The organism is Streptomyces sp. NPDC004629, from assembly GCF_042873595.1.
Lineage (GTDB): Bacteria > Actinomycetota > Actinomycetes > Streptomycetales > Streptomycetaceae > Streptomyces.
In genome coordinates this window covers 43,572-57,093 of the sequence record NZ_JBIALO010000038.1, presented here as the reverse complement: position 1 = coordinate 57,093, position 13,522 = coordinate 43,572, and the positions used below count along the sequence as shown (strand labels likewise).

The 13,522-nt window shown below is 67.9% G+C and carries 14 protein-coding genes and 2 pseudogenes; 7 read left to right on the top strand and 9 right to left on the bottom strand.

Translation table 11 applies throughout. The features are described from left to right. The first annotated feature begins 72 nt into the window (after positions 1-72). On the top strand, positions 73-531 hold the full coding sequence (locus ACFYTE_RS36995; RefSeq protein WP_388720272.1) for a gamma-glutamylcyclotransferase family protein: 459 nt from the start codon (positions 73-75) through the stop codon (positions 529-531). On the opposite strand, the gene ACFYTE_RS36990 is transcribed toward ACFYTE_RS36995, so the two are convergent. The 6 genes and pseudogenes from ACFYTE_RS36990 to ACFYTE_RS36965 all read right to left on the bottom strand — a co-directional run bounded on the left by ACFYTE_RS36990 (position 491) and on the right by ACFYTE_RS36965 (position 6,960). After that, positions 491-3,145 carry a molybdopterin oxidoreductase family protein gene (locus tag ACFYTE_RS36990; protein WP_388720269.1) on the bottom strand — a complete coding sequence of 885 codons (2,655 nt, stop codon included), beginning with the start codon at positions 3,143-3,145 and terminating at the stop codon, positions 491-493. The two genes, ACFYTE_RS36995 and ACFYTE_RS36990, sit on opposite strands and share 41 nt — an antisense overlap. 250 nt (positions 3,146-3,395) lie before the next feature. Continuing rightward, complete coding sequence (locus ACFYTE_RS36985) at positions 3,396-4,142, bottom strand: SAM-dependent methyltransferase (protein ID WP_388720266.1); 747 nt, start codon at positions 4,140-4,142, stop codon at positions 3,396-3,398. 183 nt (positions 4,143-4,325) lie between these two features. After that, the gene (locus tag ACFYTE_RS36980; RefSeq protein WP_388720263.1) at positions 4,326-4,853 is read right to left on the bottom strand and encodes a DUF1062 domain-containing protein; all 528 of its coding nucleotides are present in this window, start codon (positions 4,851-4,853) and stop codon (positions 4,326-4,328) included. 241 nt (positions 4,854-5,094) lie between these two features. Next, positions 5,095-5,790 (bottom strand): annotated as a pseudogene (locus tag ACFYTE_RS36975) (SDR family oxidoreductase). A gap of 97 nt (positions 5,791-5,887) precedes the next feature. Then, positions 5,888-6,301, bottom strand: coding sequence for an NUDIX hydrolase (locus ACFYTE_RS36970; RefSeq protein WP_388720260.1), 414 nt, complete (start codon positions 6,299-6,301; stop codon positions 5,888-5,890). Beyond that, positions 6,298-6,960 carry an NUDIX domain-containing protein gene (locus tag ACFYTE_RS36965; protein ID WP_388720257.1) on the bottom strand — a complete coding sequence of 221 codons (663 nt, stop codon included), beginning with the start codon at positions 6,958-6,960 and terminating at the stop codon, positions 6,298-6,300. The genes ACFYTE_RS36970 and ACFYTE_RS36965 overlap by 4 nt, the downstream gene beginning before the upstream one ends. Positions 6,961-7,466: 506 nt before the next feature. Here ACFYTE_RS36965 and ACFYTE_RS36960 point away from each other — a divergent pair. The 6 genes from ACFYTE_RS36960 (at position 7,467) to ACFYTE_RS36935 (ending at position 12,044) form a co-directional block, all read left to right on the top strand. Next, positions 7,467-7,976: a nucleoside-diphosphate kinase gene (locus ACFYTE_RS36960; protein WP_388720254.1), complete on the top strand. Its 510-nt coding sequence runs from the start codon at positions 7,467-7,469 to the stop codon at positions 7,974-7,976. A 72-nt stretch (positions 7,977-8,048) separates the two neighbouring features. Beyond that, positions 8,049-8,348, top strand: coding sequence for a hypothetical protein (locus ACFYTE_RS36955; RefSeq protein ID WP_388720251.1), 300 nt, complete (start codon positions 8,049-8,051; stop codon positions 8,346-8,348). Between the two features lie 152 nt (positions 8,349-8,500). Then, a complete protein-coding gene (locus ACFYTE_RS36950; protein ID WP_388720248.1) occupies positions 8,501-9,085 on the top strand; it encodes a hypothetical protein in 585 nt (194 codons plus the stop codon). Between the two features lie 40 nt (positions 9,086-9,125). Beyond that, positions 9,126-9,893, top strand: a complete 768-nt coding sequence (locus ACFYTE_RS36945; RefSeq protein ID WP_388720246.1) for a hypothetical protein — start codon at positions 9,126-9,128, stop codon at positions 9,891-9,893. Further along, positions 9,893-11,284 (top strand): hypothetical protein, encoded by a 1,392-nt coding sequence (locus ACFYTE_RS36940; RefSeq protein WP_388720243.1) that lies wholly within the window; start codon positions 9,893-9,895, stop codon positions 11,282-11,284. Before ACFYTE_RS36945 ends, ACFYTE_RS36940 begins: the two co-directional genes overlap by 1 nt. Before the next feature lie 19 nt (positions 11,285-11,303). Further along, positions 11,304-12,044 (top strand): class I SAM-dependent methyltransferase, encoded by a 741-nt coding sequence (locus ACFYTE_RS36935; RefSeq protein WP_388720240.1) that lies wholly within the window; start codon positions 11,304-11,306, stop codon positions 12,042-12,044. A 136-nt stretch (positions 12,045-12,180) separates the two neighbouring features. Here the strand turns inward: ACFYTE_RS36935 and ACFYTE_RS36930 are convergent. The 3 genes and pseudogenes from ACFYTE_RS36930 to ACFYTE_RS36920 form a co-directional block, all read right to left on the bottom strand. After that, positions 12,181-12,357: pseudogene (locus ACFYTE_RS36930) on the bottom strand (DUF1062 domain-containing protein); the annotation flags it as partial. A gap of 226 nt (positions 12,358-12,583) precedes the next feature. Next, the gene (locus ACFYTE_RS36925) at positions 12,584-13,195 is read right to left on the bottom strand and encodes a hypothetical protein (protein ID WP_388720237.1); all 612 of its coding nucleotides are present in this window, start codon (positions 13,193-13,195) and stop codon (positions 12,584-12,586) included. After that, positions 13,192-13,446: a hypothetical protein gene (locus ACFYTE_RS36920; RefSeq protein ID WP_388720234.1), complete on the bottom strand. Its 255-nt coding sequence runs from the start codon at positions 13,444-13,446 to the stop codon at positions 13,192-13,194. Before ACFYTE_RS36920 ends, ACFYTE_RS36925 begins: the two co-directional genes overlap by 4 nt. Positions 13,447-13,522 lie beyond the last annotated feature (76 nt).

Genomic DNA, 13,522 nt, shown 5'->3' with positions numbered 1-13,522 from the left:
GCACACGAACGGCGGCCCGCCCACGGCGTGAGAACGGGTGACACACCCGGCCGGGGGTGGAGAATCGTTGCCGTGACGTCCCCGGCGCTCCCGTTCTTCGTCTACGGCACCCTCCGCCCCGGCGCACGCCACCACGACCGGTACCTGCGCGGCCGTACCACCGCGACTGAGCCCGGCCGTCTCACCGGCGCGGTGCTCTACGACGGCCCCGGCTACCCGTACGCCGTCGCGGAACCGGCCGGAGTCGTGCACGGCGACCTGGTCACCGCGCGGCCCGAGGACTACCGGCGGCTCCTCGTCGAACTGGACCGGTTGGAGGAGTACGTGCCGGGCGACCCGCGCAGCCTCTACGAACGCGTCGACCGGGACGTCCTGCGCGGCGACGGCAGCACCGTCCGCGCCTGGGTGTACCTGGCCGCACCGGCGGTCGCCGCCCGGCTGCGGAACCACGGCAGGCCGATCGCGGACGGCGCATGGCCGGCCCGGGACGTCAGGGTTCCGCGCGCTCCACGCGCACCGCGCAGACCTTGAACTCCGGCATGCGCGAGGTGGGGTCGAGCGCCGGGTTGGTGAGCGTGTTCGCGCGGCCCTCGCCGGGCCAGTGGAACGGCATGAACACCGTGTCCGGCCGGATGGCGGTCGTGATCCGCGCGGGGGCCACGGCGCGTCCGCGCCGGGACACCACCGCCAGCGGGTCGCCGTCGGCCGCGCCCAGCCGTGCCGCGAGCCGCGGGTGCAGTTCGACGTACGGACCGGGCGCGGCGGCGTTCAACTCGGCCACCCGCCGGGTCTGGGCGCCGGACTGGTACTGGGCCACGACCCGCCCGGTGGTCAGCAGCACCGGGTACTCGGCGTCCGGCTCCTCGGCGGCCGGCCGATGCGACACGGGCACGAACCGGGCCCGCCCGTCCTCGGTGGCGAACCGATCGAGAAACAGCCGAGGCGTACCAGGATGCCCCCCGGCCGGACCGGCAACCCCCGCCTCCGCCCCAGCCCCGGCCCCCGCGGTCGCCGTAGCCGGCGTGGCCGTTGTGCCCGCCGTGCCGGTGGGGGTGAATGCGGCCGTTGTCCTCGCGGTGGCAGTGGGAGCCGGCGTGGCCGTTGGGCTCGGCGGGGCCGTTGCCGTCGCCGCGGCCGTCACGCTTGGCGTGCTCGTCGCAGCCGCTGCACCTCTCCTGGCCGTCGCGGTCGCCGTACTCGCGATGCCCGCCGAGGTCGGCGAGCCGGGCATGTCTGGCGTGGCCGTCGTACTGGGCGTGGTCGGTGTGATCGTCGTACTCACCGCGGCCGTCGTACTCACCGCGGCCGTCGTACTCGTCGTGGCCGCCGAGGTCGGCGAGCCCGGCATGCCCGGCGCAGCCGTCGTACTGGGCGTGGCCGCCATACTCGGCATGCCCGTCGCGGTCGGCGTGCCTGTCGCGTCCGTCGTACTCACCGCCGCCGTCGTACCGGGCGTGGCCGCCCCACTCGGCATGCCCGGCGCGGCCGTCGTACTCACCGCCGCCGTCGCGCTCGCCGCCGCCGTCGTGCTCGGCGTGGCCGTCTCGGTCGGGCAGGGCCAGAACACGCCGTTCTCCTGGGCCAGCCGGTCGTAGGTGATGCCCGAGTAGTCCGCCGGGCCGCCCGCGCTCGCCCGGCGCAGTTCGTCGAAGACCTCCTCGGGGTCCGTCGGGAAGCCCTTCTCCACGCCCAGCCGGTCGGCGAGCCCGTGCAGCACCTCCAGGTCGCTGCGTACCCCGACGGGCGGGTCGAGGGCCCGCCGCCGCAGCAGCACCCGGCCCTCCAGACTGGTCGTCGTGCCCGTCTCCTCGGCCCACTGGGTGACCGGCAGGACGACGTCCGCGAGCGCCGCCGTCTCCGAGAGCACGACGTCCGCCACGGCCAGGAAGTCCAGCGACCGCAGCCTGCCCTCGATATGGGCCGCGCGCGGCGCCGACACCACCGGGTTGGACCCCATCAGCAGCAGCGCGCGCACGTCCGTGCCGAGGGCGTCGAGGAGTTCGTACGCGCTGCGGCCAGGACCCGGCAGCGTGTCCGGGTCCACGCCCCACACCTCCGCGACATGCCGCCGCGCCGCCGGGTCGGTCAGCTTGCGGTAGCCGGGCAACTGGTCGGCCTTCTGGCCGTGTTCGCGCCCGCCCTGTCCGTTGCCCTGCCCGGTCAGACAGCCGTACCCGGACCGTGGCCGGCCCGCCCGCCCGGTCGCCAGACACAGGTTGATCCAGGCGCCCACCGTGTCGGTGCCCTTGGACTGCTGTTCCGGCCCCCGCGCCGTGAGCACCATCGCCGCCTCCGGCGCGCAGAACAGCCGTACGGCATCCCGGAGTTGGGGGACCGGCACCCCGGTGATCCGCTCCACGTGCTCAGGCCAGTGCGCCATCGCCGCCGCCCGCGCCTCCGTCCAGCCGGCCGTGCGCTCCCGGATGTACGTCTCGTCCGTCCGGCCCTCCGCGATCACCAGGTGCAGCAGTCCGAGCGCCAGCGCGAGATCGGTGCCCGGCCGGGGCGCCAGATGCAGGTCCGCCTGCTCGGCGGTCCGGGTGCGGCGCGGGTCGACGACGATCAACGTGCCGCCGTTCTCCCGCAGTTCGGTGAGGTAGCGCAGCGCGGGCGGCATCGTCTCGGCGAGGTTGGAGCCGACCAGGATCAGACAGCCGGTGCGCGGGATGTCCTCCAGCGGGAAGGGCAGCCCCCGGTCCAGTCCGAAGGCGCGCGTGCCGGCCGCCGCCGCGGACGACATGCAGAAGCGGCCGTTGTAGTCGATCTGCGAGGTGCCGAGGACGACACGCGCGAACTTGCCGAGCGCGTACGCCTTCTCGTTGGTCAGCCCGCCCCCGCCGAACACTCCGCAGGCATCGGCGCCGTACCCGCTGCGCGCCGCGGACAGGCCCCCGGCGATCCGGTCCAGCGCCTCGTCCCAGCCGGCCGGCACGAGGGCCCCGCCCTCACGCACCAGCGGCGAGGTCAGCCGCAGGCCCGACGCGAGCAACGCGGGTGCCGTACGACCCTTGCCGCACAGCGCCCCCCGGTTCACCGGGAAGTCCGCGCGTTCGGTCACCTCGGCACCCCCCGGCACGGGCGACAGACGCATCCCGCACTGCAGGGCGCAGTACGGGCAGTGGGTGGGCGTCGAGACGGTCTCCATGCGGCCCAGCGTGCTTCGACCGTGTTACGCCCCGTGCGGGCACCCGGTTACACCCCCGCGACCACACCCTCCCCCCGCCGACCGCCCCACTGTGAGGTGGGTGGCCTACCAGCGGCAGGTCTGTCCGTCCGGAGTGACGGTGATCGTGACTCAAGCTCCGCTGACCGGCCAGGCTCGTCCGGCGCGCGTCATGAATCACCCGGCAAGCGGGGCCGGCAGCATGCTGCCGGCCCCGGCCTCGACGTGGCCGTCAGCGGGCCATGAGAGCGAAGACCCCCCAGCCGAGGTACTCACGCTGGTACCTGGCATAGCGGGCCGGTTCCTCTGAGAGTTCGGCTCTCAACTGGGCCGCCAACTCGTCATCGGGGTTCCGGTCGAGCCAGCGTCGGATGTTGAGCCACTGGGCGGCCTGATACCGATCCCAGCTGTCCTGGTCGGCGAGCATCATCTCGACGACGTCGTAACCCAGTTCGCCGAACTGCTCGATCAGCTCGGGCAGCAGCCGGAAGTCGTCCTTGCCGCTGGCGAGGCACGCTTCGGCGGTGTGCTGGTCCAGGGGGTCCCGACGCCAGTACGGTTCGCCGATCAGCAGGATGCCACCGGGGCGGAGGCTGCGACGCAGCAGATCGATCGTGCCGGCCACTCCGTTGCCGATCCAGGTGGCGCCGATGCACGCGGCGAGGTCGACGGGTTCGTTAGCGACATAGCCGGATGCATCGCCGTGAAGGAAAACCACCTGATCGGCGACGCCCAGCTCGGATGCCCGGAGCCGGGCCCCGGCCGTGAACTCGGTGCTGATGTCCACTCCGGTCCCGACGATGCCGTGGGCGTGCGCCCAGGTGCACAGCATCTCGCCCGACCCGCTGGCGAGGTCGAGCGCGCGCGTCCCGGGGGCCAGGTGCAGCGCCTGCCCCAGGGCGGCCAGCTTCTCGCTGGTGAACGGGTTGTGGATGCGGTGGCTGCTCTCGCGGATGGTGAAGTTACGTGGAAGATCCACTGTGGGGATTCCTTACGTCCGATGAGGTCATGGCGTGCGCGGGGAACGGCCTGTTCACGCAGGCCGCCGTTGCCTGGACCGTCATCAAACGCACCTCATCCGGACGTACGAACTTCGAACTTCGGAGAGGCTAGGACGCACAAGTAACCGTGTCCATCGATTTTCGCCTGCGCTGGGGAGGGCTCAGCGTTTGAGTGTGAGGGTGAAGTCGGTGGAGAGCTTGCCGGTCAGCCGGACCGCCGAGACGAGAGTCCTTTCCGTGATCAGTTTCTCGACCTCGGCCCGTGAAAGACCGCAGCCTTCGGCGATCAGTCGCACCGGCCGGACAGGGATCCGTGCCGCGAAGCGGACCGAGACGTCGATCACCTCGCGGTCCAGATGATCCGGTCCGCCGGTGTAGAGGTGCCAGGCGTTGTCCCAGTCGAGGGCGATGCGATTACGGCGCTGCACGACCGGGTCCTGAAGCAACTCGGCTGTCAGGGAAAGGTCGTTGTCGTGCAGCCGGTTCAGCAGCTCAGGTCGTACGGAGCGTACGTTCATCCGCTCCAGGACCGTGAGCTTTGTCGTTTCCCCGCAAGCGGTGCAGAGCGCGAGGAGCCAGGCGTCGATGAGCTTGTGGTGTGCGTTGACGCGGAATTTGCCGTTCGCCCGGAAGTGTTCGGACGCGCACGTATGGCAGCGGCGGCGAACGAGCGGCAGGCAGGTGGGCATGACCACCCAGTTTTTGAGCACAGAAGTACACCGGTTTCAGTGAGAAGTCCGCAGCAAGAAGCAGCGCGTCGCACAGGTGCGACGCGCGACAGATCAGCGCTCGGGGGGTCTCACGAGGTGTACAACGGCACGTCCTTGACCAGACGACTTGGTTCAGCAGCACGGTAGTGGCGCACAGCGGCGCCGCTCCACCGCTTTTCGGGCGCCTCACCGCGTCCATCACTGCCGTGGGGACCGCTCGTCAGGCATGGGCGTGAACGCCCATGCCACCGGAGACAACGAGGTTGTCGCCGGCGATGTAACCGGCGGCGTCCGAGGCGAGGAAGGCCACGGCTTCGGCGATGTCGGCGGGTGCGCCGACACGGCCGAGCGGGACGTCCCGACCCCAGGAGTCGACCATTTCCTCGGAGACGCCCATCTTGCTGTAGGCGGGGGTGTTGATCAGTCCTGGGCTGACGGCGTTGACGCGGATGCGGCGGGGGGCGAGTTAGTGCGCGAGCGACCGGATGAGGGGCAGCAGTGCGCCCTTGGCGGCTGTCATGGCGGCTCCGAGCCCTTCGTCGGCGCCCACGGTGAACACGACCGAGGCGCCCTCGTTGAGGAGCGGGAGCGCCTTTTGCGGGGTGAAGAAGTTGCCCTTGACGTTCGTGTCGAACAGGGCCTCGAAGGTGTCTTCGTCGGTTGACTCGATCGGGCCGGGTCGGGAGATACCCGCGTTGAGGAAGAGCAGGTCGAGGAAGCCGAACCGCCGGCGTGCCTGGTCGATCGTGCGGTCGATGTCCGGCAGGGACCGTGCGTCGGCCAGGACGACCAACACGTCTTCGGGAAGTCCGGCGTCGGCGACATTGCCGACACCGGTGACCATGACGCGGTACCCGCGGGGGTGGAGCAGTTCAGCAGTCGCCTTGCCGATGCCGCTGGTTCCACCGGTGATCAAAGCTGCGGGTGCGGACCCTTCCTCGTTGACGCATTGGCAGCCAAACGGGGCTCGCGCATCGGGCAGCCTGAGTTGGCGACCGGTCAAAGCGGGAAGGCTACCTGATCAGCGCGGCGTCGAGATAAGCCTGCACCGGATCGAAGAGGCCGTACGGCACGTACTCGGGAATCTGGGCATGCTGAACCCACGCGAGTTCAGCAAGTTCTTCATCGTCCGCGACGTAAGGAGTCCCGGACTCTACGGCACAGGCCACGTACGACATGCTTCGGCCTGTTGTGGGGTGGACTCGTTCTCCAAGGAGCTTCAGCACGGTCACGTTCATGCCGACCTCTTCGAGCGTCTCGCGCACGGCTGCTTGCTCAGGGCTCTCGCCTGGCTCGATCTCGCCCGCCGGGAACTGCCACGACAGCTGGCCTTCCGAAACGCGGCGACGGACCATGAGAACGGCACCATCCTGGACCACGATCGCGGCTGTGATGCCCGGTCGCTCTTCTGTCGTCTGCTCGGTCATGCGTCTTCCTCCAGTGCCGCCAGGATCGGCGGGTAGATCGTGTCGGCGGAAATGAAGCGGCCCACCGCATTCTTCGGTACCCAGGTCACATCTACGTTCTCCACCACGTCGCTGTTCGTCGCGTCCCCTGCCAGGTACTCGCAGAGGAAGTACACGCACTGCACGCCCGTCACCGGATGGACGCGCTCACCGAGACTTCGCCGTACAGCACAGTGCACGCCCGTCTCATCCAGCGTCTCGCGGACCGTCGCGGTCTCGGGTCTGACTCCTGGCTTGATGACGCCGGCAGGGAACTGCCACGTGATCCCGGAAGCGTCGTCGCCGCGACGGCAGACCAGGAGGACCTCCTCGTCACGAACGACGACTGCGATCGCTACGCGCAGGGTCTGTGGCTGCGGCCCCGATGCTTCCGTGCTCTTGCTGCTGGAACTCGCGACCAGCAGAGTGAAACGCTGCCGGACCGTGGCTGGCGCGCTTTCGAAGGCGGCGTCAAGGAGTTGCTGCATGTCCGAGCGCGGTATCACGTCTGGGTCCGAGTGCCAGGCGGCGACCGTTCGGGTTGAGATGCCCAAACGGTCAGCGAAGGCCTCATGGGTCAAGCGGAGAGCAGATTGGAGCATGCATGCACGGTGACCCGTCCAAACGTCGATCACTTCCATCGCGGATGCCTCCCGGATCGGGTCGGCAGGTGCATGGTCAATGTGCCGAAGTTGCATGCTTGTTGCACCGGCACTTCATGGCGAAGTGATGCGATCAGCGGTTGACTCTCAGGTGTGCCGACCGAGACCCCGCGATTCGCCTCATCCATGCCGGACTGGCGAGCCTGCAGCCACCTGGGCATGGTAGGTGGAAGTCCTCTTGTACTTCAGCGAGTTGGCCGACGCTCCCGCGATCTTGGCGTGATGGTGCGCCTTGAGAGCCACCTGAACCGCAATCCGGGACACCAGCCACAGCCAGGCCATGGTCGCTCCGCAAGAATCGCCGCCCGGCGCTTCGATTCTGGCGTCTCGTTCGGACTATCGAATCGCCACACAAGAGGAGTAGGCCAGCACCGGCGGACGTCATTCAACTGCCAGAAATGATCAGCCCTTCGAGCGCGGGTAACCTCAGTCCGTGACGCGCTGAACATCCGTCACATCACCTGCGGAAGAGATGAGAGAGAACCATGGCGCAGGAGCAGGAACAGAAGGTGGAACGCACACTTGTGCTCCTCAAGCCCGACGCGCTCGTGCGGGGCTTCGCCGGGAAGATCATTACCCGGTTCGAGGACGCGGCGCTCAAGGTCGTCGGTATCAAGCTGAAGCAGATGGACGCCGAGTTCACCAGGCGCCACTACTTCGATCTCGAAGAGCGACTGGGGGCTGAGGTGTACGAGTTCACCGCCCGATTCATGCAGCAGGGGCCGGTCATCGCGCTGGTACTCGAAGGCTTCGACGCCATCGCCACCGTGCGCAAGATCGTGGGCAGCACGTACCCGAACGAGGCACCGGCTGGCACGATCCGGGGCGACTTCTCGCACTACAGCAAGGGGGCCAGCGTCGCGTCAGGCAAGGCGGTTGCCAACCTCGTGCACGCCTCCGGCAATGCTGAAGAGGCCCAGCAGGAGGTGGAGCTGTGGTTCGACAAGGACGAGCTGCACGACTACCGCACCCTCGCAGAGATCTACACCTACTGAGCATGGCGACGTCACCCAAGGCGCTTCGGCGCGTTGAGCCTACCTGGTACCACCGTTATCAGAGAGGGCACCATGACCAACCAGACCCGCGCCGCCTCCGTCCAGGAGCTGGAGTCGATCTTCCAGCAGGAACTGGCGACCGACCGATGGGCGGCGTCGGAGAGCGCCTACGCGCTGGCCTTCCGTTACCGGGAGGAGGGCAACTGGGAGAAGTCCCGCGAATGGGTGAAGCGGTGTCTCCAGCTCCTGGAAGGCTTCCCTGCCGACACGATGGAGCAGGTCGCCACCAGGCGCATGACCGTCGGCGGCGTCGCACTGCCGAACTACCTCCACGAGGGCGTTGTGCGTGAACGCTTCGGCGAGCTTGCCTGATCTTTCCACGGGCCGCTGAGGCGGCGGTGCGCGCAGTCCGCTGTCCGCACCGCCGCCGTACAACCTCATATGCCACCCCCTACCGAACCAGCCACGGGCCATCTGAGCAGGTTCGGGGCGGGTCAGCCATGCCTGAAGAAGGGACCAGACCGTTGCCCGTAGAGATCGAAATGCGCGCCCGATTCGACGAGGAGGCCCATGGCCGACTCGTCGCCCGACTGGAGCAAGAGGGCATCGACCTGGGCTGCGACGACAAGCACATCTACTTCTACGTTTTGCCGGACAAGCTCCTGAAGGTCACCGACAACACCGCCGCCGGGTCGGCGAAGATCACACTCAAGCACAGCAAGATCGGCCAAGGCGCTGCATTCCCCGAGACAGAGTTCGCCATCGCTCGCGAGGATGTATCCGCGGCCGTGCGGGTCTTCAACGCGCTGGGCTTCGAGTCTCAGATGCACCAGGCGTTCAACCAGCGTCACAACTACCGCTTCCGAGGCGTGGAGATCGCCGTCAAGTGGAGCGAGGCGTGGGGATATCACGCCGAATTCGAAGTGCTGCTGGACGACAACGCGAGTGACGCCGCTCGCCAGGAGGCGATTGACCGCATCTTTTCCGTGGCCAAGGAACTGGGGGTCACGTTGATGACCGAGCAGGAGCTAGCCGACTTCACCGCTGAATTCGAGGCTGCCGAACAGGCCCGTAAGGCCGCCCCTGCGGAGATCGAGCCCCAGAGCTGACCGTCATCCGTCTTTCCGAGGCCCCGAGGGGGTAGGCCCGATGAGCACCACCCCGCCGGCCGACAGCCTGGTCGAGCTGGCTGCACGTAAGCAGCTTCCGCACCACCAGTTCATGGACCACGCCACCCTGCGATGGATCGAGGCAAACCGGCCGGAATTCCCGGGCGCTCCGGCGTACGGGCTGCGGGCCGCCTCTCAACGGCTCCTTTACCGGTCGGCCATCCCCGTCTCGTGGATGGCCGAGCCGAGGCTCGCTGACTCGTTGCACGGTATCCGCCACGCCATGCGGACCGCTGCGCTGGCCGCGCTCCTCGCGGAAGCAAGCAGTCTGTCCCAGGAGGACACGGCCACGCTGATCGTGTCGGCAGCGGTCCACGACTGCCGCCGTCTGCATGACAAGGACGACCGTGGCCACGGGGCTCGGGCTGCGGTGTGGCTTACGGCCAACGCCGACACGGTGTGGGCGCACTTCCACCTGACCGCTATTCCCCGGTTCATCGGGGCTGCGACGACCGCGGTGCGTCTGCACGATGTGCCCTACGCCGCCTTCACCGCGGACGACAGGACCGATCACGCCCAGGCCGAGGGGGTCACCGACCTGCTCAAGGCAGCCGACGCCCTCGACCGCTACCGGCAACCGAAACTGTCCTGGTGGCCAGACAGCTCGTTGGTACGCACCGCAGCACTCGACGCGCTGCGGGCCGTGGCATTCGAACTCGTCGTGGCTTCAGAAGCAGCGCACCTTGCCGGCTTCGACAGCGCGAGCTCCGTGTTCAAGGCGCTGGAGCAGCGGGGGTTAGTCAGCTGATGGACATCCGCGACGGCTACCACCTGTGGGCCGACGCCCACGCCTTCTTTGATTCCCCGCTGATCTCCAGCACTCCCGATCCCAGCGACCCTCTGGGTCAGCAGTCCGCCGCATGGGAGATCCGGCTGGCAGAAGGCACGCCGAACGGCGCCCTGCTGAGAGGCAACGCCTTGTTCGATGCCCTCACCGGAACCGGACCGCTGTACCTGCTGCATGTCACCCACGCGCTGGAGGAGATCAGCCGGCATGGCTTCCTTTACCCCTCCGGAGGATGCCTGGTCGGCAGCATCTACTGCGCGCCGCTGACCGCGGACGGCAGCGGTTTTCGCATGCACAACCTGGCCGAGTACGTCCTGACCAAGGAAGCACCTGCCTTTGTGGCGAAAGTGGGGACGTCTGGCCGTAGACCGACCCCGCTGATCTTCGAGATCGCCCGTCCTCGACGCGCCTACCGTGGACTTGCAGGAGTGGACTACCTGCGCCTCGGCTCGATCCACCTGAGCATCTACACCCATCTCGAATACCTGTTGTCTACCGCCGAGAGGTACGAGCTTCGCGAGACCGTAGTCAGTCGCGTCAAGAACTCCACTACGTTTCTCGCGCTCGCGGCGGCGATCGCCCATGAGGGTGCCGACATCACCCCGACCGTGTTTCTGGAGCTACTGGACGAGACGATCCCCCGCCTGCCGATCCTCGGCTACCTCTACTTCGAGGCGTTGGCCGAGTACCTGATGCTCCACTCCACCAGCGAACACACCCAGAGGCTGGCGGCCCGAGGGGAGTTCAACAACTGGCTCTACAAGGACATGCTGTTCGCCATCCTCGGCATGGCCGGCAAGTTCGACCTGGCAAAGTTCCGGCCGCCTTCGGCCGGCTTCGAGGAACTCCTGAGGCAGGTCGACGCGTCCGTGAACGCCGTGGACGCCCGAGCCTATCTCCGGGACCGGATCAGCTACCTCGTCGCCGCCCGACTGTTCACCCCCGGCAAGGTCCCGGATGCCTGGCACCACACCCGCTGGGAGTTCGACAGCCTCGCCGCCCACCTGGGCCCGCTCCTTGGACATCTGATCCACCGAGAGCTGCGGACCTTCGGACGCTACCCGGACTTCTATTTCTACTTCGACCAGCACAAGGCACTCCAGGCGTGGAACTACTGGAACCACATGGACATCTTCGCGCCTTTCAACGGCACGATGCCCAAGGGCGAGGTCGGCATCAACCCGGCCTATCCCGACTTGGAGTACCGCATCTGGCGGGCCGAGCAGGATGATCTCGGCCGCGTTCACCCCATCGAGCAACAGAACCTGACCATCGCGCCGCGTCTCGTGGACGTCAAGTACACGCTGATGCGCAACAACAAGTGGTCGGTCCCCGAGTCTTTAGCCAACTGATGCTTCACAGGGAGCCCGTATGACCGCGCACCTCTCCGCGCTCTCGCTCGATTGCCTCGCCGAGCAGATCGCGGCCCTCCTTGAAGAGCCATCGACCAGCCACGGTCTCGCCCGCACGTTGCGTGCCGCCGCCAAGGAGATCGACATCAGCAGGTACCACCACACCGGCACCCGAGCATGGCCGAACGGACGCATCGACAAGGCCCCAGAGAAGGTCCAGGTCGGAGGTGGCGCCCACCGTATCGACGGCTTCTACAACATCGACGCCGTACCGCCCGCCGATCTGCTCTGGGACATCCGCGAGAGCATTCCGCTACAGGACGGCAGCGTCCGATTCATGTTCTCCGAGCACTTCCTGGAGCACATCGACTATCCGAACTCCGCCAAGCTCTACGCACGAGAGGCGCACCGCGTGCTCGTCCCCGGTGGCCAGCTCGTCACGGGCGTTCCCGACGCCGCGTTCGTACTCCGGCACTACCCGCATAATCCTCCCCTCGCCGAGGAGATGGTCGAGCGGTGGTACGCCAAGCGTGACTGCATCGGCGACATCAACACCTTCCTCGACCTGATCAACTACGTCTTCCGCGACCAGGACGACGACCCCACCTACAGCACGCACCTCTGGGCATACGACCGCGAGAAACTGACGCAGATGTTCACCGAAGCTGGTTTCCAGACCGTGGAGCCGTGGGACTTCGACCCCACGATCGCCAACCCGAAGCGCCAGTGGGGCAGTGTCTACGTCATCGCTACGAGATAGCCTGGCCACGTCCGCTCGGACGCGCCCGAGTCCGACGGGGCCGGGGGCGCCGGATCAACTGACAGCGGCGGCAACACGATTCCGGCCTGGTCGAGTGCCGCTCGCAGAGAGGGGACGTCGGTCCTGGCTCCCTCCAGAGCTTTGTCGTTTCCCCGCACGCGGTGCAGAGCGCGAGGAGCCAGGCGTCGATGAGCTTGTGGTGTGCGTTGACGCGGAATTTGCCGTTCGCCCGGAAGTGTTCGGACGCGCACGTATGGCAGCGGCGGCGAACGAGCGGCAGGCAGGTGGGCATGACCACCCAGGTTTTGAGCACAGAAGTACACCGGTTTCAGTGAGAAGTCCGCAGCAAGAAGCAGCGCGTCGCACAGGTGCGACGCGCGACAGATCAGCGCTCGGGGGGTCTCACAGGGTGTACAACGGCATGTCCTTGACCAGACGGCTTGGTTCGGCAGCACGGTAGTGGCGCACGGCGGCGCCGCTCCACCGGTTTTCCAGCGCCTCATCGCGTCGACGGTGAGGTAGCCGGCCGGCCCGGGAACTCAGCGCTGGGGACGTTGGGGGCCCTTCTCGTCCGGGTTGTATCCCTTCACGTGCTGCGGACACGTCCACACCTCGACCCCGGGTCCGCTTCCGGTGTCGATCCACTCCACGAGCACCGCCTCGGCCGTCTCGCGCAGACAGCGCGCGCAGACGCGTGTGGCGGGCCGGGGCCAGCGGGGGACGCCCCACTCATCCAGCCGTTCCGCGACCCACGCGTGGCTGACGTGGAACGACCGGGCGAGGGACGCGACGGATTCACCACCCCGGTAGCGCGCGATCACGCTCGCACGGCTCTCGGTGAACTCGGCCTGCGCCCCCTGCACTTCGTCCCCGGTCCGGCGCTGCTCACGCCCACGGAACAGGCGTTGGGCGGGACGGCGGTGCAGGTGTGCCTCGTGGTGCCGTCGGCGCGGAACGCCCCATTCGTCCAACCGAAGCGCCAGCCAGCTCGCGGTCACGCCGTACGCGTCGGCGATCCGGCTCACCGGCTCGCGCGCCCGGTACCGCTCGATGATGGCGTCCTTGTCCGCGCGCGCCGCCTCACGCGCGGCGGCCCTCTCCGACGGGGTCGGGCGACGCGAGGCGAAACCGCGGCGGGTCGAACCGGTCACAGCACCTCACCCCGGCTTCGCGCGTTCGCACGGGCGGTCTCAGCGCGCAAGCGCTCCGCTGGGCTGGCCAGTTGTACGTCGTCGGGGCTAACGGACCACTCCCTGCCGCCTGTTACGGGACGCAGGAACCAGAACCCGTACGCCTCGCCGCGGAACTCTCCGACCCGTTGGTCGGCGTCCACCATCAGGGTGCCGGGGGTCGGAAGGTGGGGGGTTTGCTGCCGCTCGGTGGGGTCGTTGTTGTCGGACACGACCACTCCTCTCCGTAGTGATTCCACTACCAAGCGGATTCAGCGTGGACTACAGTTGAGCCGTCTTCAACCTGCG

What these genes read in the sequence shown, in the direction of transcription:
- ACFYTE_RS36990 (WP_388720269.1), bottom strand. Translation starts at nt 3,145, where the DNA reads ATGGAGACCGTCTCGACGCCCACCCACTGCCCGTACTGCGCCCTGCAG.
- ACFYTE_RS36980 (WP_388720263.1), bottom strand. Translation starts at nt 4,853, where the DNA reads ATGCCCACCTGCCTGCCGCTCGTTCGCCGCCGCTGCCATACGTGCGCG.
- ACFYTE_RS36970 (WP_388720260.1), bottom strand. Translation starts at nt 6,301, where the DNA reads ATGACCGAGCAGACGACAGAAGAGCGACCGGGCATCACAGCCGCGATC.
- ACFYTE_RS36965 (WP_388720257.1), bottom strand. Translation starts at nt 6,960, where the DNA reads ATGGAAGTGATCGACGTTTGGACGGGTCACCGTGCATGCATGCTCCAA.
- ACFYTE_RS36960 (WP_388720254.1), top strand. Translation starts at nt 7,467, where the DNA reads ATGGCGCAGGAGCAGGAACAGAAGGTGGAACGCACACTTGTGCTCCTC.
- ACFYTE_RS36955 (WP_388720251.1), top strand. Translation starts at nt 8,049, where the DNA reads ATGACCAACCAGACCCGCGCCGCCTCCGTCCAGGAGCTGGAGTCGATC.
- ACFYTE_RS36945 (WP_388720246.1), top strand. Translation starts at nt 9,126, where the DNA reads ATGAGCACCACCCCGCCGGCCGACAGCCTGGTCGAGCTGGCTGCACGT.
- ACFYTE_RS36940 (WP_388720243.1), top strand. Translation starts at nt 9,893, where the DNA reads ATGGACATCCGCGACGGCTACCACCTGTGGGCCGACGCCCACGCCTTC.
- ACFYTE_RS36935 (WP_388720240.1), top strand. Translation starts at nt 11,304, where the DNA reads ATGACCGCGCACCTCTCCGCGCTCTCGCTCGATTGCCTCGCCGAGCAG.